Annotated in this window: 15 protein-coding genes and 2 rRNA genes; 9 read left to right on the forward strand and 8 right to left on the reverse strand. The window is 53.2% G+C overall.

Annotated elements, in window-relative coordinates; translation table 11 throughout:
• The 3 genes from BUA36_RS29240 to BUA36_RS29250 form a co-directional block, all read left to right on the forward strand.
• Positions 1-106 (forward strand): 23S ribosomal RNA (locus tag BUA36_RS29240); the annotation flags it as partial.
• A gap of 112 nt (positions 107-218) precedes the next feature.
• A 5S ribosomal RNA gene (rrf, locus tag BUA36_RS29245) occupies positions 219-331 on the forward strand.
• A 93-nt stretch (positions 332-424) separates the two neighbouring features.
• On the forward strand, positions 425-4,303 hold the full coding sequence (locus BUA36_RS29250) for a two-component regulator propeller domain-containing protein (protein WP_072790886.1): 3,879 nt from the start codon (positions 425-427) through the stop codon (positions 4,301-4,303).
• A gap of 7 nt (positions 4,304-4,310) precedes the next feature.
• On the opposite strand, the gene BUA36_RS29255 is transcribed toward BUA36_RS29250, so the two are convergent.
• From BUA36_RS29255 to BUA36_RS29270, 4 genes are all read right to left on the reverse strand, one after another.
• Positions 4,311-4,652: a DUF1840 domain-containing protein gene (locus tag BUA36_RS29255; RefSeq protein WP_072790889.1), complete on the reverse strand. Its 342-nt coding sequence runs from the start codon at positions 4,650-4,652 to the stop codon at positions 4,311-4,313.
• Positions 4,653-4,830: 178 nt separating this feature from the next.
• Positions 4,831-5,319 (reverse strand): hypothetical protein, encoded by a 489-nt coding sequence (locus BUA36_RS29260; RefSeq protein WP_072790891.1) that lies wholly within the window; start codon positions 5,317-5,319, stop codon positions 4,831-4,833.
• Positions 5,316-7,022, reverse strand: coding sequence for a M1 family metallopeptidase (locus BUA36_RS29265; protein WP_229255845.1), 1,707 nt, complete (start codon positions 7,020-7,022; stop codon positions 5,316-5,318). Before BUA36_RS29265 ends, BUA36_RS29260 begins: the two co-directional genes overlap by 4 nt.
• Before the next feature lie 103 nt (positions 7,023-7,125).
• Positions 7,126-7,647, reverse strand: a complete 522-nt coding sequence (locus BUA36_RS29270) for a magnesium chelatase subunit ChlI family protein (protein WP_072790894.1) — start codon at positions 7,645-7,647, stop codon at positions 7,126-7,128.
• A gap of 221 nt (positions 7,648-7,868) precedes the next feature.
• Between BUA36_RS29270 and BUA36_RS29275 the strand changes: the two genes are divergently transcribed.
• From BUA36_RS29275 to BUA36_RS30565, 3 genes are read left to right on the forward strand one after another with little or no spacing between them, the layout of a single operon-like run.
• Positions 7,869-10,280 (forward strand): AAA family ATPase, encoded by a 2,412-nt coding sequence (locus tag BUA36_RS29275; protein ID WP_072790942.1) that lies wholly within the window; start codon positions 7,869-7,871, stop codon positions 10,278-10,280.
• A gap of 26 nt (positions 10,281-10,306) precedes the next feature.
• Complete coding sequence (locus BUA36_RS29280) at positions 10,307-11,011, forward strand: hypothetical protein (protein ID WP_072790897.1); 705 nt, start codon at positions 10,307-10,309, stop codon at positions 11,009-11,011.
• 11 nt (positions 11,012-11,022) lie between these two features.
• Positions 11,023-12,300: a hypothetical protein gene (locus tag BUA36_RS30565; protein WP_139260734.1), complete on the forward strand. Its 1,278-nt coding sequence runs from the start codon at positions 11,023-11,025 to the stop codon at positions 12,298-12,300.
• Positions 12,301-12,891: 591 nt separating this feature from the next.
• Here BUA36_RS30565 and BUA36_RS29295 read toward each other — a convergent pair.
• A complete protein-coding gene (locus BUA36_RS29295) occupies positions 12,892-13,125 on the reverse strand; it encodes a helix-turn-helix domain-containing protein (protein WP_072790905.1) in 234 nt (77 codons plus the stop codon).
• Between the two features lie 96 nt (positions 13,126-13,221).
• On the opposite strand from BUA36_RS29295, the gene BUA36_RS30570 reads away from it, so the two are divergent.
• Complete coding sequence (locus tag BUA36_RS30570) at positions 13,222-13,716, forward strand: hypothetical protein (protein ID WP_139260735.1); 495 nt, start codon at positions 13,222-13,224, stop codon at positions 13,714-13,716.
• Between the two features lie 367 nt (positions 13,717-14,083).
• Here BUA36_RS30570 and BUA36_RS29305 read toward each other — a convergent pair whose 3' ends face one another.
• Positions 14,084-15,382 carry a hypothetical protein gene (locus BUA36_RS29305; RefSeq protein WP_139260736.1) on the reverse strand — a complete coding sequence of 433 codons (1,299 nt, stop codon included), beginning with the start codon at positions 15,380-15,382 and terminating at the stop codon, positions 14,084-14,086.
• Between the two features lie 570 nt (positions 15,383-15,952).
• On the opposite strand from BUA36_RS29305, the gene BUA36_RS29310 reads away from it, so the two are divergent.
• Entirely contained in the window at positions 15,953-17,551 is a 1,599-nt protein-coding gene (locus BUA36_RS29310; RefSeq protein ID WP_072790914.1) for a recombinase family protein, read from the forward strand.
• Positions 17,552-17,914: 363 nt separating this feature from the next.
• Here BUA36_RS29310 and BUA36_RS29315 read toward each other — a convergent pair whose 3' ends face one another.
• The gene (locus BUA36_RS29315; RefSeq protein ID WP_072790917.1) at positions 17,915-19,003 is read right to left on the reverse strand and encodes a DUF4238 domain-containing protein; all 1,089 of its coding nucleotides are present in this window, start codon (positions 19,001-19,003) and stop codon (positions 17,915-17,917) included.
• Positions 19,004-19,155: 152 nt separating this feature from the next.
• Positions 19,156-20,922, reverse strand: a complete 1,767-nt coding sequence (locus tag BUA36_RS29320) for a hypothetical protein (protein ID WP_139260737.1) — start codon at positions 20,920-20,922, stop codon at positions 19,156-19,158.
• Between the two features lie 175 nt (positions 20,923-21,097).
• On the opposite strand from BUA36_RS29320, the gene BUA36_RS29325 reads away from it, so the two are divergent.
• Positions 21,098-21,478, forward strand: coding sequence for a helix-turn-helix domain-containing protein (locus BUA36_RS29325; RefSeq protein ID WP_072790923.1), 381 nt, complete (start codon positions 21,098-21,100; stop codon positions 21,476-21,478).
• Positions 21,479-21,721 lie beyond the last annotated feature (243 nt).

A 21,721-nucleotide genomic window follows, 5' to 3' on the forward strand; every position in this document is an offset into this window, starting at 1 on the left:
GAGCTCTTTGAAGGGTCGTTCGAGACCAGGACGTTGATAGGTCAGGTGTGGAAGTGCAGTAATGCATTAAGCTAACTGATACTAATTGCCCGTACGGCTTGTCCCTATAACCTTGCCGGTTATACGCATTTACTAAGATGGTGAGTGCTACCCCAACTTTACTTCTCCCAGATTCGCTGTGCAGCCCACCACGTGGCTGCGGAGCATACAAGTCAAAGCTTGATGACCATAGCAAGTCAGTCCCACCCCTTCCCATCCCGAACAGGACCGTGAAATGACTCTGCGCCGATGATAGTGCTGCAACCAGTGTGAAAGTAGGTTATCGTCAAGCTAGTTATATAGAAAAAGCCCCTTCCGGTTAAAAACTGGTTGGGGCTTTTTTGCTTTTGTACATTAAAATGGGTCGATATCGGAGATGCAACCCATGCCAGCTTACGCAATACGTACCGTCTTTGCTTGTAGTCTGCTCGTGCTGGCGCTATTTTCTGTGGCGCGCGCCGCGCCGCTCACGTTGCGCTTTGAACATCTGGGCGTAGAACAGGGGCTGACCCAGGAATCCGTCACCAGCGTCCTGCAGGATAAACACGGTTATATGTGGTTTGGCACCCAGGCAGGCCTGAATCGCTACGACGGTTATCGCGTCACGAATTTCAAGAACGACCCCGCTCTCGCACACAGCCTGCAGGACAATTACGTGCAGGCCCTGTATGAAGATGCCACCGGCCAGCTGTGGGTCGGCAACAAGGGTGGCCTTGACCGCTATGATCCGGTTCTCCAGGGCTTCACGCACGTGCTGTCCAAGGTATCCGTGACCGCGATCGTCGGCGACGGCAAGCAGGGGTTGTGGCTGGTGACTGCCGACGGCTTGCAACATCTGGATACCGCCAGCAGTCAGCTGCAAACGCTGCGCCATGCCGACGCAGACAGCACCACCATCAACGATGACCGCGTCGGTGCGCTGGTCCACGACAAACAGGGCAATCTGTGGCTGGGCACAGCGCGCGGGCTGGAACTGCTGCCTGCCGGCAGTCGCCAGTTTCGTCACTTCGGCACGCAGGATAGCCGTCTCGAAAACAACATCATGTCCTTGTCCATCTCGCCCGATGGCGTGCTATGGGCTGGCACCATGCGCGGCGTGCAGGCGTGGCGTCTGAATGGGGTGTCGGCTGAGCGCATGGCGCTCGCTGTTCCCCCTGACCTGGCCGATGTGCGCGTGCCGAAAATACTGCATGACCGCGACGGCACGCTGTGGCTGGGCACCTTCACCGACGGCGTAAAACGGCGCGATCCGGTCAGCGGCCGTTTCTACAACTACCGGCGCGACAATCAGAACCGCCACAGTATTGGCGATAACCAGATCAGTGCCTTATATCAGGACCGCAGCGGGACGCTGTGGGTGGGGAACTGGTATGCCGGTGTGGACCGCGTGGACTTGAATAGCGGCGGCTTTGAACGCTACACGGAACACGCAGGCGTGCTGCCCAGCATAGGCGGCAGCAAGGTGCGTGCGTTTGCCGATGCGCCGGATGGCAAGGTCTGGATAGGAACCAGCACTGGCCTGGCGCTGCTGGACCCGGCGCAAGGCCAGGTCAGTATTATCGCCAGTGGAGAGCGGCATACCGGCAGCGTGCTTCCCGACCCGCCGGTCACGCTGGCCACGGACCAGCAAGGGCGGCTATGGATAGGCACAATCAATGGTCTGTCAGCGCGCGACCCTGTCAGCGGACGCTCTGTTTCGGTGGCGCTCGGTGATGATCCCCAGGCACATTCGGTACAGCGCATTCTGGTGGATCATGAAGGTATGATCTGGGCTGGCACGCGCACCACCTTGAACCGCATCGACCCGCATACGCTGGCCGTGCAAAGCTATGCTGCGGATACGGCTGATGCGGACAAGCTGTCTGGCCGTGTCTACACGCTGATGGAGGATAAGCGCGGTAATCTGTGGGTGGGAACGGAGAATGGCCTGGACCGTTTTGACCGCAGCACCAGCAAGTTTGAACACTACCGACACAATCCGGCCCAAAGCGACAGCCTGAGTCACAACCGTGTGCACCATCTGTATCAAGATGGCCAGGAGCGTATCTGGATAGGCACGGCCGCTGGCCTGTGCATGGGACGCATGGGCAGTGACGGCAGGCTGCACTTCCGTTTCTACCCGCCTGATAATGGCCGCTCGCCTGATCCTATCGGCGCCATTCTCGGCGACGGGCAGGGACGCCTGTGGATCAGCACCACGGCTGGCATCTCGCTGTTCAATCCCGAAACCGGCGTATTCAAGAATTACACGTCCAGAGATGGACTACTGGACAGTTCCTACTTTATCGGCGCGGGTTATCGCGCGCCGGACGGCACACTGTATTTTGGTGGCGTGGAGGGGGTGACGGCATTCCAGCCTTCGCATGTGCATGACAATCCTTTCGCGCCGCCGGTATCGATCACTGACTTCTCGATTTTCAATCAGTCGGTGCTGGGCGCGACGCCGCGTACGGACGTGCTGGAGCAAGGCCCTATCGACCAGGCCAGATCCCTGGCCCTGTCGTACCGCGATGCGGTGTTCTCGTTTGAATTCGCCGGCCTGCATTATGCCGACCCGCAGCGCAACCGCTATGCCTACCAGCTGCAAGGCTTCGATCCGGGTTGGGTGACGGCGGATGCGGGCAAGCGCTTTGCCACTTACACCAATCTGGACCCGGGCAGTTATGTGTTCCGCGTGAAGGCGGCGAACAAGGACGGTGTGTGGAGCACGGAACCGGTCACGGTGGCGCTGACGATCGCGCCGCCGTTCTGGAAGACCTGGTGGTTCCGTCTCCTGATCGCGGCCCTCGTGCTGGGTAGCGCGTATCTGCTGTTCCGCATTCGCATCCGCTTGCTGGTGCGGCAAAAGCAGGCGCTGGAACAGCAGGTCAGCAGCCGTACCCACCAGCTGGTGCAGCAGAAGGAATCGATTCAGCGCGAGAAGGAAAACGTCGAAGCGGCGCACCGGAATATTTCGCTGCTGTCCGAGATTGGCCGCAGCATCACGGCCAATCTGGAGAGCGAGGCCATCATGTCGCTGTTGTACCAGCAGGTGCATGATCTGATGGATGCGAGCGTGTTCGGCATCGGTATCTACAGGCCGGAGCAGGAGCTGATTGAATATCCGTTTGCGATGGAACGTGGCAAGCGCTATACGCCTTACACGCGCAGCATGCGTGAGCCGAACCAGCTGGCGGTGTGGTGCATCACGCATGCGAAGGAAGTGTTCATCAACGATCTGGAGCAGGAGTATCCGCAGTACGTCGACCACCTGGACCTGGTGTCTGGTGAAGAGAATATGGGCACGCTGGAAGATGGCTCGCGGCCGACCGAACCACGCTCCATGATTTATGTCCCCATCTCCGTCGGCGGCCATGTACGCGGCGTGATTACCGTGCATAGCTATCGCACGCATGCATATCAGCGCATCGATCTGGATATGCTGACCACACTGGCCTCCTACGTGGCCGTGGCGTTTGCCAATGCGGACGCTTATCGCCAGTTGCAGGACACGCAGCAGCAACTGGTGGAACGTGAAAAGCTGGCGGCGCTTGGTTCGCTGGTGGCTGGCGTGGCGCATGAATTGAATACGCCGATCGGCAACAGCCTGGTGATCGCCAGCACGCTGGAAGATAAAACCAACGATATCGAGAAGCTCAACGGCAGCAATACCCTGCGCCGCTCCGACCTGCACAGCTTCATCGAAGCGTCACGCGAGGCTTCGACACTGCTGATGCGCAGTCTGCGCAATGCGGCGGAGCTGGTGAACAGCTTCAAGCAGGTGGCGGTGGACCAGGCCAGCGCCAAACGGCGCAAGTTCAACCTGCACCAGGCCAGCAACGAGATCGTGATGACGATGAAGAACCAGGTGCGCAAGGCTGGCCATCATATGGTGGTGGAGATGCCGGACGATATCGTGCTCGATAGCTTCCCTGGTCCGTATGGCCAGGTGATTATCAACCTGATTAACAACGCGCTGCTGCATGCGTTTGAAGAGCGCGACGGCGGTGAGATCCGCATGTGGGCTGTGCCGCTGGGCGCGGAGCGTGTGCGGGTAGTGTTCCAGGATGATGGGAAAGGTATCCCGCTTGAACATCAGGCCCGCATCTTTGATCCGTTCTTCACGACCAAGCTGGGACAGGGCGGGAATGGGCTGGGGCTGAGCATCACATACAACATCGTGACGTCGCTGCTGGATGGTTCGATCCGGGTAGACAGTGCGGTCGGAATTGGGACGCGCTTCACGATGGATTTACCGTTGAAGGCGTCCCTCGCAGGGGACTAAACGGGGATTAAATCCCCCAGATGATGTTTTCGTTTTCCGCTTTTGCGGTGCGCAGCATTTCCAGCAGCGGGAAGGCGCGGGCGGCAAAACCGACGCGCTGCAGCACAGCGTGTTCCCTGGTTTCGCCTTCTTCCTGTTCGTGCGTGTGGGCGTCGTGCTCTACATCGGTTTCCGGATGCAGCTTGCTTTCGGCGACTTCGTTTTCCAGGACCGACAACGCGTGCGCCGCTTCGGCGGCAGTAATGACGCCACGGGTAGGATTTTTGTGCAGCAGATCCAGGATGCGTTGTGCATGTTCCTGATACATCAAGACTTCCGGGCTGGATTTGGATTTGAAGGCAATTAACATAAACGCGCTTTCTTGGTCTTGTTGGTGAAAAAATGTGCGGGGCGCCGGCTGTCGAATTTAACGGCAACTCCGTTAATGTAGACTTTAGGCCATTGCTGAAACTTTACAAGGGTCTGGCGCACTTGTCTGCGCGCTGGCGCACGCCAATTAAGCATTCTCTAAGTCAATAGACTGAATTTCAGTAGAGTTTGAACGAGCTGAGGTAGGTATCGACCGTCTCAGCGTCGATATTCGTGGCCGGGCCAATCACGACTGCCTGGTAGATTCTACGGTCTTTGGCCATAAAACGGCCGACCAGACGCATGCCTTTGCCGCCGGCCTCGATTTCCTGCGCACCGTTGGCCGTGGTCTTGCTGGCGGTGACTGTGCCGCCGATATTGTTGACCATGGCCGTCTTCATCGCTTCAATCGCTGCCGGGACTTGCGCCGCATCGGCCAACTGGGCGCTGCCGACGGCGAACACCACGCCGTCGATTTCAGCGGCAGTCATGGTCATGCTGACGTTCAGTTGATCGAGCTTGATGCTGCGTGTTTGTGTGGCCGGCTTGCCGGGGAAAAGTACCGCGTAGGGCGCGTCGTTGCTGCGGTAATCGCGCCAGTCGTATTTCGGGCTGCATGCTGACAGCGTCGCAGCGAGTATCAAAGCCAGAAGGAGTTTGTGCTTCATTTTTTCGCTTTCTTCTTTTTGTCTTCGATGGCTTTCCACGCGTCGATGTAGTCTTGCTGGCGCAGCACGCGCGAGTTGGGATCGATGGTCACCAGCGCATGCGGCGGTAGCGGCAGTTCACCGTGGCCATCGGCCATCGCCAGTTTTTCGATGCGGTTGTTGATGCGGACTTCGACTGGCAGCGGGAACGTGCCGCCGTCTTTCAACTTCCAGGTCAGCTTGAGCTTATCGGCACTGCGTTCCTCCACCAGTTCCGGCAATGCGGCGTGGTACAGATAGCCGTCGAAGAACCAGCACAGATCGCGGCCGCTGGCTTCGTTGGCGAACTGGATGAATTCCCTGGTGCTGCTCCAGCGCGGCTGGAAGTTGCCCGGTGCCGGCGTGGTGGTGCCGTAGACCATGCGGCGCGTGGCGGTGAAGAAAGCGTCGTCGCCGATCAGATTGCGCAGCGTGTGCAGGATCAGCGCCCCCTTGTTGTAGATGTCGAGTCCCGGGCCGCCGCGTTCTTCCTCGTAGATGTCTTCGATGCGCTGGCTCTTGCCGCTGACGATAGGGGCTTTGTTCAGCAGCGCTTTGCGGAATTCAAACAGCGAGGCCTGGAATTCCATCTCGCCGCGCAGCGATTCCATGTACAGCGGCTGCATGTAGGAGCCGAAGCCTTCGTGCAGCCACATGTCGTCCCAGTCCGCATTGGTCATCTGGTTGCCGAACCATTCGTGCGACAGCTCATGGTGCAGCAGCCAGTCGTAGCCGAATGGCGACTTGAGATAGCCGTTGCCATAGGCATTGATGGTCTGGTGTTCCATGCCCAGGTGCGGCGTTTCGACCACGCCCATTTTCTCGTCGCCGAAAGGATATGGGCCGATACGGCTTTCAAAGAAATCGAGCATGGGCGCGAATTCGCTGAACAGGCCCTGGGCTTGCTTTTCGTGGCCTTTCAGGTACCACATGCGCAGCGGGATGTGGTTGCCGTACTTGCTCGTGTAATCGGCGGACAGCATATCGTAGGGACCGATGTTGAGGGCCACGCCATAGGTGCTCGGGTTCTTGGCGCGCCAGTTGTAGGTGCGCCAGCCGTCTTTTTCTTCCATGCCGGTGGCGATGCCGTTGCCCGCCACGACCAGCGGCGATGGCACGCTGACGTGCAGGTCGATGAGCTGTGGCTTGCCCATCGGATGATCGATACAAGGCCAGAACATGTCGCAGCCTTCGCCTTCCACCGTCGTGGCAATCCACGGCTGGCCGTCCTTGGTCTGGCTCCAGGTGAAGGCGCCATCCCATGGTGCGTGCTTGGCGATCTGCGGCATGCCGTGGTATTGGATGCGGACGGTGGTGCGGGCGCCGGCTTGCAGTGGCGTCGGCAGCGTCAGGTACAGGCGCCCGTCAGGATTGCTGATGGCAGACGGCGCGAGCGTGACACCATCGACACTGGCGCTGTCGACTGGCAGGTTGCGGTCCAGTTCCACCGCAATCCGCGTCAGCGGTTCTTTCAGCAGGAAGGTGAGCGATGCGTCGCCGCGGATGCTTTGGCTGGCCGGGTCCACACGCAAGGCCAGATCGACTTTTTCAAACGTGACGGCCAGCTGTTCAGGCGCACGTGGACTGCCGGAATTGACGGTGAAATCGGTCGGCGGAATAGTCGAGGTGGCGCAGCCGGCCAGCAGTGCGCTGGCAGCAAGGTAAGCGGGCAGACGGGGCATCATGTTCCTGGCATCGAATAAGCTGCGAGCAATATAGCAGCAACTGCGCCGGACTTGGTATGCCGGTAGCGCCAGAAAACCGCGTTTTATATTGCGCTGCCGGCGATTACTCGGGCAGCGCGCGCCGGTACTGGATGGCTTCCATCACGTGGGCATGCTGGATGAGGTCTGCCCTGGCCAGGTCGGCGATGGTGCGCGATACGCGCAGGATGCGGTGGTAGGCGCGTCCCGACCATTGGAAGTTCTCCATCGCCCATTTCAGGTGTTCTTTGCCCTGCTTGTCGAGCTTGCAGTAATGATCGATCTCGCGGGTGGTGAGGAACTGGTTGCTCTTGCCCTGGCGTTGTATCTGGCGGTTAGCGGCAGCTTGCACGCGCGTGGCGATGACGGTGGAGGATTCGCCATTCGCGTCTGCGGCAAGAATGGCGGGAGCAACGGAGCCCACTTCCATCTGGATGTCGATACGGTCAAGCAGCGGGCCGGAGATGCGATTCTGGTAGCGTAGCCGTACGTCGAGCGAGCAGCGGCATGCCACGCTTTGGTGGCCATAGTAGCCGCAGGGGGCTTGTTTTGCAGAGTTGCACAGCTGTTCACACCACGATGACGCAACATAAGCTTCTGATTTCATGGCGTTTCGTGAGGAACGAGGTGGCTTGACGTGAACAATCAATCGTGAACAACGTGCTCTTGGCCGCTTGATACATCCCCGACGAAAAAGTGTTAAACGGTATGCTTCGTCGGAAAAGATTCAAGATTATATTTGAGTGAGGCGGTGCCAAGCGTGGAAATCTGTGAGTATCTGCCAGAAAGAAACGGTTGATAATAATCCTTCCGTCTCCGGGGTACACAATGATCGAATCCATCGATGTTCAGAATTTCGGCTCCTATAACGGCTTTGTGTGGGCGCAAAACGTAGTTGACCAGCGAGGGCAGGTAGTAAGCTTCCGCAAACTCAATATTCTCTATGGTCGAAATTATTCTGGGAAGACGACGCTGTCTCGTATCGTGCAGAGTATCGAGAGGGGACGACTCCCAGAGAAGTACATCGGTCCCAAATTCCGCATCAAGACAGCCAACGGCGTAATCACTGACGCGGATGTAGCGAATACAAATTTATCGGTTCGCGTCTTCAACAAGGACTTTGTCGACTTCAACCTCTCATTTCTGCGAGATAGCCAAGGGACCGTTCAAACATTCGCGATTCTGGGAGAGCAGAATGCGGAGTTACTAGCTTTGATCGCGAGCGTTGAGGCTGAGCTTGGAAGTGTTGAAGAGAGGACCGGCTTCCGATTTGAGTTTTCCACGAATCGTCAGCTGTTGGAGAAGACTAAGAAAGAGCACGAGCAACTGCAGACGCAGTTGGATCAAAAGCTCGCGGAGAAGGCCAACAAGCCTCAGAGCGGCATTAAGCACAATCCACTCTTTCGTGATCCTAATTACGACATCCGAAAAATCCGGCTTGATATTGTCTCAGTATTGCAAGCAGGCTTTGTCCCACTAGATGAAAGTGCGGTCGGTGCCACAATTGCCCTGCTCGATGAGAGTCCAATGTCTGATATCGGAAAGTCGGGCGCGTACCGCGCTGGCCTTCACGAAATCTTTAGTAAAGCTGAGGACTTGGTAGCCCGTCAAATTTCACCCACCACGCCAATTAAAGAGCTTTTGGAAAATGGTGAGCTCCAAAGCTGGGTCAAGGCTGGTATTCATCACCACAGAAACCATAGAAGTGATTGCGCGTTCTGTGGAAGTCATTTACCTGAGGATCTTTGGGCGAAGCTCGACGCGCATTTCAGCAAGGAGTCTCAAATTCTTGAAGAAGAGATCAGAAAGGCGTTGCAAACCGTTGAAGCGGAGCGTTTGAGAATACTGCGGCATACGAATGTTCAGGTTACTCAGTTTTACCCATCACTGCGGGAGGGGGCGACTGTTTCCCTTAATGAAATGACGAAGGCACGGCAGCTCTATGTCGATCAGCTGGAAGCCATATCAGAAGCCTTGAAAGCGCGAGCGGGGAACATTTTTAAGCCATCTGCTCTATCCGTGAAACTCGACGTAGACGAGGCTCACGCAGCTGCCTTAGCGAATTTCGAAGCATTCATTGATGCGCACAACAAGAAGACGAATTCGATTGCCAGCGACCAGCTTGCAGCCCGGAAGAAGTTGCGTCTCCTTGAGGTGTCTAAGTTCGTTTCTGACATCGGCTATCAGGACTCGATGCTGGCTTTGGAGGAGAAGAAGCAAGAGGTGAGAACGCTTGAGGAGTCTCAGCAGAGATTAACTGAGGTCGGTAAGAACACAGCAAAGCGCCTCGAAGACCTCCGTATGCAGCTGCGGGACGAGCGGCAAGGTGCGCAACGGGTGAACTCCTATCTCAATCATTATTTTGGAAATCAAACAATCCGACTGGACGCAATTCAAGATGCGGATAGCCCTAATGTCTATCGCTTCAAGATACTCCGTGGGGACGAGGACGCACACAACCTTAGTGAAGGCGAGTGCAGTCTGATCGCCTTCTGCTATTTCCTGGCCAAGCTGGACGAGATAGACACCAAGGGAAAAGAACTCATCATTTACATAGATGACCCAATTTCTAGCCTCGACAGCAATCACATCTTCTTCGTTTACGGTTTGATTCACAAGGTGTTGATGTCCCCACTCATTGATGCAGATGGAAATCAGATTCGAGATGCAGCGGGGGCGTTGAAATATCCCTTCGTTCAGCTGTTTATCTCCACGCACAACTTGGAGTTTTTGAAATACTTGCGTCGGCTGCCACTCGGGAAAAAAGGCGAACGCGAAAGCTTTATGGTCATGAGACGCGACCGATCAAGTGTAATTAGCCTGATGCCAGACCATCTAAGAACTTACGTTACTGAGTTGAATTTTCTATTTGGCGAGGTCTGTGTATGCGCTGATCCCGGCAATATTGCGACTCATTATCAGGCCTTTTACGGCTTTGGCAATAACTTAAGAAAATTTCTGGAAGGGTACCTCTTCTTTAAGTACCCCTCGGAAAGCTTAGATTACGATAAGCGAGTGCATCTTTTCTTCGACGATGGATCGGTAGTTGAACCCCTTGTGCAAAGGATGACAAACGAGTTCTCGCATTTGGGAGAATTCATTGATCGAGGTTCTGTGCCGATAGATGGAGCAGAGATATCAGCCCTTGCAAAGTTTGTTCTCACAAAATTGAAGGCATCCGATCAACAACAGTATGTTCACTTTCTGGATAGTGTGGGTATCATTGATCCGATCGAGTGAGCGAACGGGAAAGTTGGAGCAGACGTATGGCGAGAAAAACCAATATGAAACATAAACGTTTATTACCGGTTGAAATTCCGCTTCCGGAGGGCATAGACATTGAAGGAGCCATGTTTATACGCTTAGCGACCTTATCTGACTTGCAGAGTTTTTGGGCCCTATACAAGTCGCGCTACGCTTACGCGGCAAGGGGCTGCGCTGTGCGTGGTGAGCAGATATTTTTGAAGGACTTCGAATGGATTTTTGCAACCACAAAGGTGGGGCTCGTAAAGGCATTTACCCGATGGGAGGAAGTTGGAATTCAATGCGTCTGGTATGACTGGGCCAACGATCCAGAGTCTAGCAGCTCGCACCAGCAATGGTTTTCTGATCGGGATGAGATACGACTGCATGCGCTGATGGAAAAGAGATGGACCCAGAAGGATGAAGATGCGCATCAACGGGATCTATTGCGCCGTACACCTGAAACGTATCGAGGGTGGTGGACTTTACAGAATCTACCTCGAGATATGAGCGATGCGGACTGGCTGGACTCTCAAGAAGAACTGATTGATCCCGGTTTGCCTTTGGCCGAGGTAACGAAGTACATGCAAGAATTCACATACGATTCCTTCGATGGTACTTTGGAAGAGATCGTATTGATGGATGCGGATGGTGTTGATGAAGAGATTAAATACTGGCTCAGCGAGAAAGCAGAAGGCTCTGATTACTACGGTTCCGAAAACGAATAGTTCGAGACAAAATGGAGCAGGAAAATCTGCCACAGCGACCCGAAGCACGGATATCCCGCGAGCGATTGTTTGAACTCGTTTGGTCAGAGCCAATGATTAAAGTTGCAGAACGCTTTGGTGTCTCATCGAGCTATCTGGCGCGTGTCTGTACTTCGCTGAATGTGCCACGGCCACAACGGGGATATTGGGCAAAGCTCGGAGTTGGAAAGGCTCCACCTAAACCATCCTTGCCTGCGCCTCGACCGGGGGAACAGACCGGGTGGGTGCAAGGAAGTACTATTAATGCTCCACTCGTTTGGTCGGATGCCGACGCGCGAAGCTTGGCCAATGGCGAGAGCGATCAACATACCGCAGCTGGAATGCATTCGCTGATAAAAGGTATTGAGCCATTGTTTAGTGCTGGACGGGAAACGTATCAAGTGAAGTTCCTAAAACCTTCAAAGAGGAACCTACCGGATATTCAAGTCTCTAGATCGGGCCTACCCGCTGCATTGGCATTTGCGAATGCACTCTTTAATGCGTTTGAGCGCCGGGGGCATCGCGTGGTATTGGCTTCAAATGATGCGCGTATGTCCAGACCGGAAATTGACATCCGCGATGTGCCTTCTAAGCAGCCCTTCCACGAAGACCTGTGGCATCCTGGACGGCAAACGGTCGCCTACCTCGGGGACATGCCAGTTGGCCTCATCATATATGAGGTCACAGAAGCGACATTAATGCGTTATGCAGGCAACAGCATCTATGTCCGAGAGTCCGAAGTAAAAGCAGGCAAGTTCGGCCGCAAGTACGACAGAAATTGGACGTCGACACATTACCTACCAACAGGGCGCTTTTGTCTAATTGCATATTCCTCGCACTACGGCTCCAAATGGTCGAACGCGTGGAAGGAAACGTCACTTGGTAAATTCCAAATACAGGCCATGTCTCTTGTAAAGGAACTCGAAGCGTTTAAGCCCGCCGCCCAAGCAGCGCGCGATCAAGGAAGACTGGACTACGATCGACGGATGTTTGAGCATGAAGAGCATGCTCGGCGACGAGCGGAGGAAGCAATAGTCAAACGTAAGGCTGCAGAGACTCAAGAGAGCTTGGCGGCTCTGGTAACCTTCATCGAAGCAGTGGAGCGAACGGACCGGTTCAATCGTGCATTTCAAATGATTCGCGAAATGGCGTCGAGCTTGGATAAGGGGGCTGTTGAAGCAATTGAAACGAAGATTGAGATTGCCCGCCGCATGCTGGAGCCGGCTCCGAAGATCGAGACTTTTTTGAACTGGAGGCCACCGAGCGACTGAGCATTCTGAACTTGGCTTGGTGTGATTGATAAGGGCGTATTAGGCTATCTAAAACACAGCAGGTCGTGGGCTTGCTTGCTTAGAGCGCCGCTATTCGATTGTGGGAGATGAGTGGTAGGCAAAGTATCGGGCCGCCTCTCTTAGTTGCCGCATCGTGCACAATAGAGTCTGACCTACCCGCTAGAATTTCTATCCAATGCGACAAAATGGAAAGTGTTTTATGCTCAATACGGCAGCAAGAGACAGAGAGGCGCAAATGCTTGCTCGATGTGTAGCCATCGCGCTTGGGCGAGGCGCGCACTCATTACCGATCGATAGCAGGGAGGCCAATGTGTTTCGTGTAGCGTCGATGGTAATACAGTCACGGTTTCCAGTTGAGTCGCGGAGATTGATGGATGCCGCTGAACACTACTATCTGCAGCATCCTAGCGCTAGAGCCCCCGTAGTAGACGTTATCCGGTATGGCGATGTGATCAGCCTTCCCCGTTTGCGAGACTCACTGACCCGCCTTATGCGCAACATACCGGGTGTGATGGATTTGAGCTGTCCCTCACGATGACTGCATCAGGTGATCAGCGATGTAGTGCTCCGTCACCACCAACTCAGGCGATTAATAAATTCTTGACGGTTTATGCCTAAGGCCGATACCCAGTCTGCTAGCTCAACCAGGTCGACTCTGCGATCTAAGTTTTCTACCTTTGCTACAAAAGATTGGGGTTTTGAAAGGCGCTTGGCCAGTTCCACCTGCGTAACTTGTGCGCTCTCTCTCGACTTTATCAAAAGACTAATCAACTGCACATAGCGCGGATCATGGATGGATTTCATCCACGGATAGAATCATTTCCCCAGAATTATCCCAAAATGGGATAATTTGCTTCTTTTAAGAAATTCACCGACATCTACTCAGCTAAGGATACGGACTTGGAAATACTTATATTCGTTGCGGCGGCGATAGGGTTCGCTGCATGGGGCCTGGTAGCAATTCATAGGAAAGGCGTTGCTAATTTCTGGCGCCACCTCGCAGAGACAAACCAGACTCACGGTACCGATTTCGGCACTTCTCCGGCCTCGCTAGCTACAGTGGTTGGAGTGGATTTGAACAACGGTGGAGTACTTGCCTTTGACCAGAAAAACAGAAAAATTGCGTACTTAACAAAAGGTGGGAAGTCTGTGGAAGTGCTGCCGTATGATTTTGTTCGTTCTTGGACCGTAGAGTGGCGTGAACAATCAAGCGCAGGAGGCGCTAGATTTGGGATGGTGGCCGTTGGGACGGCGAATGCCCGACAAAATGATGTGGTGCTTCAAATTGAGACAAATGATTTGCAGCGTCCGATTCTACGAATGCCGATGTCATCGGTGCGCTACGCGCGGGAGACTTCGGCCCGACTCCGTACGCTACTCAACAACAAGAAATGAATGGACATGCAGACGAAATCCAGCATGCACCGGTCAGGATGCCAAGAACTCCGCCAGCATTTCCAAAATTACTTCGAGCTTTTGCTCGGTGTTGAACGAAGCAAATTGCAGCGGTTCATTGACAGCAGCGGCGCTCAGTCGGAGCAGCGTGAGCTTCTTAGTGAGATTGACTGCCGTATAAATTATCTTCGAGGCGCAGTGAGGATGGGGAAGCTGCTGTGTCTCATCGATCCTGAGGAGGCCAAATCAAATTGGAGTGTTCTCGACGCGGAACGTGATCGCTTAAGAGCTGTTGCACTTAGCAGTAATGCAAAAGCTGCAGACTTCCCGAGATCAACATCGAACGCAATGCGGCTAGCAGAAATCGCTAAGTCGATTCGATGAAGGAGACGGTAGATCGTGAATCACCAAGCTCGCTTAATAGTCGGGTAGCGATGACGTCAACCAACACATCCGCTTCTCTATCATCGATCCGGTGCGCGGCATGAGGCCGAGGAATAATGACCTTAGCCAATTCTTCTATTCCCATTTGACGCGAGTAGGCGTGGACCTCAGTGCTGGCTATAGCTTCGGCTTCTTTGACAAGGTTGACGGCCGCGCTGCCACAGTCGTCACACACGAATAAGGTGCTGTATCCATATTTCGCTGACGTGTCGCGATAACTTTTTGATGTAATGGGTAGTGCCCATGTTGACTGGTTCGTAGGACGAACTATCTGTTCTTTCGATCGATTGCAGCTTGGGCACTGCCAGCTGTCGGAAACCATCTGCCACCGTTTGTAGCTCGTAACCTTAGCGACATGTTCGATCTGGCCTGCGGTAGGAGCCCGCACACGGTAGTTATTGCCCTTCGCACGCCACTCCCTAGGAGCCTTCTTAGCTTGCGTCCTTGGTGGGCCGCATAAGGCTCTCAGCGCGCGTCCCGCGCCCCTGGATGAAGCTATGCTTCTTGCTGTGTCCTGGATGTAGTCAGGATGCAGCTGATAAGGCGTGCTTTGGTACCAATGTTCATTGGTTGCCGCGATGTGAGCAATGCGTGAGACGATCTTCATGCGAAGGTCAAACGTCTCTCGATTTTCGTTCCAAATTCGCGCGGCGATTTCTTGATTCACACTGTGCTCAGCATTCGGAGATGCGATTACAAATGCGAGAATTTCCGATGGTGAAAACGAAAATGATGGATGAGCGCCAATCAGCCCCTTCGCAACAGAGTCCACGTTGTTGCAGTCATTGCATATGACGGTATTGTCATAGGCTGAAACCATGGGGGCGCTACGCTTCGCGAATTTTTCGGCGGCCTCATTTGCTAGCACTCGTTCCAATCCTGCTGAGATCTTTTCGAACTCTCTCAGCAAGTGATCCTTCATGTGATCATGGTGCTCCACCAAGCGGCACATGAGGTCTCCATTTTTATTGCGCCTGGCGATTTGAGATTTGGGGCGCTGACAGGCAGGGCATATCCAAGCAGGCGGGGTAAATGCCCATAGCCTATCCATGTCCACGCCGGTGCAATTGAATTTATCGACCAGTGTCTTCGTGGTGGGAGACATCACGCCATCGAGGTAGCTCGTGCCGCTCTCTACTGAACGAATGAACTCCTTGTCGGCCGGACTCGCTTCAACTAGCCATTCGTCTAACCATTCTTGCCAATTTGATCCGTTGTGCACTCCGTACCCTTGACTATATATAAGTGTTGAAGATCTCGACGCCGCTCCTGCGTGAATGCGATCTTAATGTAGGGCCCGAGAATCGTCTATGCGTAGGTGCTAGGTATTCTCGTCGCTGCTGCCACTTATTTCATGAGTAGCCGCCACCTTTTCTCGTTGATCACCGCAACCTGATCGTATAAATGTCGCGCTTCGTCTCGTAGATCACTGGCCCTATTCCGTGGCTGATCTCATCACCTGGGGCCGTGCTTGCTTCGCTTCGAAGCAAGCACGGCCTATACGAAATGCTGTTTAGATCAGCATGCTTTGTTGTAGAGTTAGCCAGCAATTCCAATGCCACTGTAAGCGACACGCCGATGTCCGCAAGAAAGGCGGCGGCAACTCCCGTTCCGAAAATTCGCTGAAGTGCGATTGCAGCACCTAGCAAAATATGTCTGTTACTTCCTAGTGTCGCGTTCATCGGAATCTCCTCTCAGCATTCACCTTAACTCAGAACCGCTGGCGTATTATTGAGATGGATCAAGCGGTGACGAACGCTCGTGATGGATTTGATGCTTCTGGAGACATCTGATGAAGAACAGTTCACCTCGCGGCCGATCGGCCGAACTGCTATCGAAGCGTGCGGTAGCCTATGTTCGCATGTCTACAGACCTTCAAATTTACTCGACCGCGAATCAGCTAGATAAAATCCGCGAGTACGCAGCGTCACGTAATCTGGAGATTGTCCACATCTATGAAGATCCCGGGAAAAGTGGCTTAACGATCGCGGGCCGACCAGCATTGACCAAGCTCATACACGATGTGGAACTGGCACACGACTTTGCCACAGTGCTCGTGTACGACATTAGCAGATGGGGCCGGTTTCAAGACATTGATGAAAGCGCATATTACGAGCGTCACTGCTTGATAAATGGGGTCAACGTTAAGTACTGCGCAGAGGAGCACTTGAATGACGGTTCCCTGCTCGCGGCTATTGGAAAAATGGTCAAGCGCGCCTCAGCCGCAGACTTCAGCAAGGATCTTTCAACAAAGGTGTTTGCTGGGCAGTGTCGAATGATTCGTATGGGCTACAAGACCGGTGGTGCTGCGATCTATGGTTTGAGCCGTCTTCTGCTTGGCAGCGATGGCACCCCGGTTTGCGTACTCGATCCGGGCCAGTGGAAAGCCATACAAAACCAACGGGTCATATTTGCGCCTGGACCAGCAGAGGAGGTAGAAATTGTTAACCTCATCTTCAACTGGTACGCGCATGACGGGTTGGGACATCGGCGTATAGCGGCAGTGTTAAACGATCAGCTGGTACCTAACAAATACGGCGGACGCTGGACTGGAAACATCATTCGGTGCTTGCTGAAGAATGAGAAATATATCGGAAATCTCATATACAACAAGTCCTCTTTCAAATTAAAAATAAAAGCGGTGCACAATCCGCCCGAAACATGGGTTCGATGTGATGGCGCTTTCCCTGCCATCGTTCCGTTGGAGCTGTTCCACGCTGCGCAGCTCGAATGCGCAAGACGAAATCACCGATACTCGACAGATGAGCTGATAACAATTCTTCAGAACGTTTATCACAAGCACGGCCGTATATCTAGCGGTCTAATTAATCGCGAAGGCGAGCCTCTTGCCCCATCCGCCCACTCCTATTGGAAACGCTTTGGTACGATGTACGCCGCCTATGACAAGGCTGGTATTCCTCATCCCGGAGACTGCGTCGGGCTTGCTGTTCGCAAGCGCAACTACGTGCTAAAAGAGGCAATGCAAGTCGAGATAGAAGATCTTGTGCGGCGCGCTGGCGGTACCAGCAAGAGGAAGAGTAGCAAAGCGGAAGCCAATACCTGCCGCATGCGGCTAAACGACCAAGTGGATATTGCCGTTCGGGTTATGGCGTGTCGCCATGAGCCTACGTGGGGGTACTATCGTTGGTGGATGAAGTCTCCCAAAATATTGGATACAGACTTTGTGATAGCGGCGCAACTAGATCGCTCCAACACTTCAATTGTGCGTTATTTTCTTTTCCCAGCTGCGGAGTTGGGAGACGCTGACATCAAATTCACCGAAGAGACCGTAGGGCAATTCGAGGCATATTCGGCATCGCGCTTAGCCGATTTTTTTGGGGCAAAACAGGCATCATCGGAGGACACCGAAATGACAGTTTGGGCCTCGTGAGAGCATCGTCGGTCGCACAAGCTTGCCGTCGCCGTCCCGCAACGGTGAGCGAGCCTATCATAGCGCGAGTGCGAGCTCGACGTGGCCATGACAAAATCTTCGGAATAGGTTGGCTTCACGACCTTTCCCAGCCAATGGCGTGTTCGCTGTGGGTCGAACCACAGCTACACATCGACTAAGCATTACGGCTTCACGTTCACGCGGATCCAATTGATCTCTATCGAGATTGTCTAGTGAGCAAAAAAAACGGCATTTCGAGTCAGTAACCTGACGGCATTGTAGGCGGCTCGAATTCTACGGCAATGTCTCACTAGAGCTTAATCACACTGTATTCTTACTATTGGCCGGATGATCGCAAAGTGATTACGGGCGCTCTCTCCAAAACGGGGAGGCGGCCGGGGAAAAGGTCTTTGAATGTCGAACATATCCAACGCCGGTGCCATTGGTGTAGACCGATCCGTTTGCTCGGAGTCGAATTTGACTAGGCCAAATGTTTGGATGAGGATGAACAACTTGCGAATGCATCATGGCCTCTTTAGTCTTGTCACGCTCCTCCGGCACAACTACTTTGTATCGTTTGTGGCCATTTACAACTTTATCAAACTCAGCATAGTGAATGATATGGCGCTCGATAGGGCGTAAGTGTTCGATGGCGCTAAAGTGATCAGCTAGCATTTTTTCGTATACGTGATCATGTACATATACGTTTGCGACGCATTGCAGAAACTGGTGACGATTCAATGCAATAACGTCGCGAGGGCTTCGTAGTTCGACGACTCCATTGTCGTTGGAGACATTGTAAACATCACCGTCATAGCCGAGAAACAGTAGCTTTGGAGTCAGCGGAAGGAACGTCAACGTTCCTGCGGATCGCATGCCGAATGAATGTCCAGGATCTCTGCCAGTGTCTAGGCGCCATCTGTTTGTAAGTACTGCTGGATTGTCAGATGTAATAAAGGGCACCTCCGTTTTGTTTTTTAGGATGCAAAACTTAAGATCGTCGATCTCATGCATTGAGCTGGCAAATGCCCGGCACGCCATCTGAACTGCGTCCTTTATTCCGAGTGAAAACTCTTCAGGCGGAAGATCAGCTAGAAGTCTCGTTGAATTGGCCATTTCGACTGCGCGCAATGCGGCAGCTTCTGTTCGCAGATGTTGGAAGATCCAAAACAATCTAAACACGGTTTCATTTCCCTCAGTAAGGGAACGACTGTTTAGAAGGATTTCACGCAGTGCCCTGCCATATCCGCCTTCGAGGGTTTGAATTGCCTGCTCGAGCTGCTCGTCTTTCCCATAGAAGTAATCTCTAGAACATTGGTTCTTGACCGGGGCATCTTTGATCAATCGCTTGCGCTGAAGATTGAACAAGCTGATAGCGGCGTCCTCCGCATTGTGAGTGAAGGGACGAAGATGACATCTCGGTACAAAGTGCTGGTTCTTATTTGTTGCCATTGCAGGTTGGACCATTCCTGATGCAGTTAAAGATTGTTGACGGCGCGGCGCTGTAAGCTGCGAGCCCGGCTCGTCGCGCTGATGTTGAGTTCCCTTGCGCCAGGGACTATAGGCTTACCCTCGGGAAGACCATCTCGTTTTTGTTGTTGGAGTTAACGCATTCGCGGTCCCCGCTCTTTCGATTTGTTTAGCTCTTGTTCGAGCTGACGCTCCCTGTAGTTCTCAGCGACACGATCGCGCAACCTCATGACACTAGTCTTATCAGAGAGGGCATAGACGTTTAGGAACCGAGGCAAATTTTGGGGATCACCTCCCCCTGCTATGTTTAGCGCATCGTCAATGTCAACGAATGTCACGCCAATGTCCGAATCGGGCAGGAACAGGCCAAACGACATGAACGACATAAGATCCCAGCCAAGCTGATGAACATGCACGTGCAATGACCTCGAGTCCAAGTCTTTGGCTTGGATTACGTCGAGGGATGCAATGTCTTTGGCCTGACAAATAGTTGGTCCTTGCGGGCGAAGTGGATATGCTCGCTGGTGATAGAACATGTAGTATCCAAGACCAGATGTCGCCAAGAGCTTACGAAGTTGCTCGTTTTCGCTTCCTACATTCGCCTTTCCTTCTTGCGCCTTTTTAGCTTGAAATAAAGCGATCTTCTTACACTTTAAGCCGCCAAGATCAATATCAACTAATAGCCCAAAATCTGCGCCCAGCCTAGTCTCTTCGTCGGTGCTCGCTATTTCGAGCGCACCAAAGTATGACATCCCCAAGGGATATCCCATGGCGGTAATCTTAGGCATTGCCCAGAGCTTAAGTAGCTGATGAAGCTTCTCCGGCAATTTCCCATTGATGATGTCCTCGTGTGGATTTGTATCCTTGAGGGAGTCTGCAATTTCTTGGCTTGCTTGGAACATGGCCCAGTAAATTGGCCAAAGTAGCTCATTCTCGAAATGGTAAGGACTCACCAGCAGGCTGGAAATGATTTGCCACTGATCCTGGGGCTCTTGAAGATCTAGATCTTCAAGATAGTCCTGCGCGTTTTGGATTAACGAGCGCTTACTGAGGACTATGGATCGCATCGCAACTTGCGCATACTTTGCGGATGCCGTGAACGCGGAATTCGAGCTAGCCGCTTCAGACAGTATCGCGGCTACTTCGGCGATCCATTTTTTGTACTGATCTTCCGGCGGCTTGCGTTGGAACCGAAGCGTTTGAACACAATCGCTTGCCTGCTCAATTTGTTCGAGCCGAAGGAGTTCTTCGAGGTTCGCTAGTCGCAGCGGAAAGGTTGTGCACTTCCATGCGTCGCTGCGGGCGGCGACGATGACTTCCGTAGAATGGCTTTGCAGAAGATTTAAAGAAGCGATTTTTTTCTTAAGCTCGGTGCCACGTTGTTGCTTCTCTGGGATCTTACTTTTTTCCAGTGCCACTCCAGAATTGTGCTGAAGGATTTCTGCGCTGCGCCTTGCACTTACCGCTGGCGAGTCGAAATGCAACTCGGCTTCCTGAAGTGCCTCGAGGGCTTTGCGTATCTCCGACCGTTTCGTGAACTTTTTGAACTGAGCTGCGGCCACGTTTAAAAATCCGCTTTGGTTCGACAACTGGCGTAATTGCTGATTCAGTTCGGTGATATAGCCGTGATGATCTGCCAGAGCATGGGTGCGTTCCACTTGTGCATCCCTTGGCGTTAGCAGAGAGATGCGGGTGAGCTCCTCGTCGGTTAACTTTTTGAGGTGAATTGCAGCGCGCAGTTGCTCAGCGAGGTGAGCCTCAATCTTGCTTGAGAGCGCGCCCATATAGGATGCAGAGTTTTGATGATCTGATTTCACGATTGTAGTTAGTACTGGCGATGAATGGATGGCCTTTCGGAAACACATTTGCCGATATTGCCACAAGGAAATCAAGCTGGCCATACTTTTTCATGCCAGAAAGGCGATATTTTGACGCAAAATCCTTAGCGGTGAAGGAATTTAAATTTAGTTTTTTATTTAAACGGATAAGAATTAAGTATTTGATTTTTAACGATAAAATTTTTCCAAATCTTGAAATTTCGGACTATAGTGGTTAAGGACAGAATTTGGAAAATCAATGACCTCTATCCTGCCGGTCACTTCATTTGGACGCCTTCTCAGAGGTTATCGGCGCAGTTTGGATTTGACGCTGCGCGAGGTAGCTGGAACGGTAGGCTGCAGCGTAAGTTATCTCTCAAAACTGGAGAGTGGGCAGATATTGCCAAAACAAAAGGAGATATTGGCGAAATTTGGAGATGCGTTGAATCTTGATGACGAAAAACGCGCGGCACTCAAGGCAGCGGCGCTATGTGCATCAGGAACGCTACAAATCCCGCCAGGAGTTGGGCAGCGCAGGTGCTCGATCGCTCATGCCATCGTGAGCGCGCCCGTGCTTTCAGATGAAATCCTATGTTCGATTGAACGGTTACTTTCGATGGAGGATGAACCATGCCCATGAATTAGAACCTACGAGGGGCAAAAAACGAAAGGCCACGTCGGGAAACGTGGCCTTTTGCGAGATCAAACAAGTTGATCGGTGAATCACTCGAATGACTTCACTGTATGACTATCACGGACGGCTGTCAAGTAGCGTCGGTGGTGCGTCTCCGCTTTGCCTCCTCACCGCAATTCTTTACAACGGCCGTCGGCCGCCAAGGACACTGCTCGCCTTTTCAAATGTCGAAGGCGGCCTCTGTTCAAC

It is taken from the genome of Duganella sacchari, from assembly GCF_900143065.1.
Lineage (GTDB): Bacteria > Pseudomonadota > Gammaproteobacteria > Burkholderiales > Burkholderiaceae_D > Rugamonas > Rugamonas sacchari.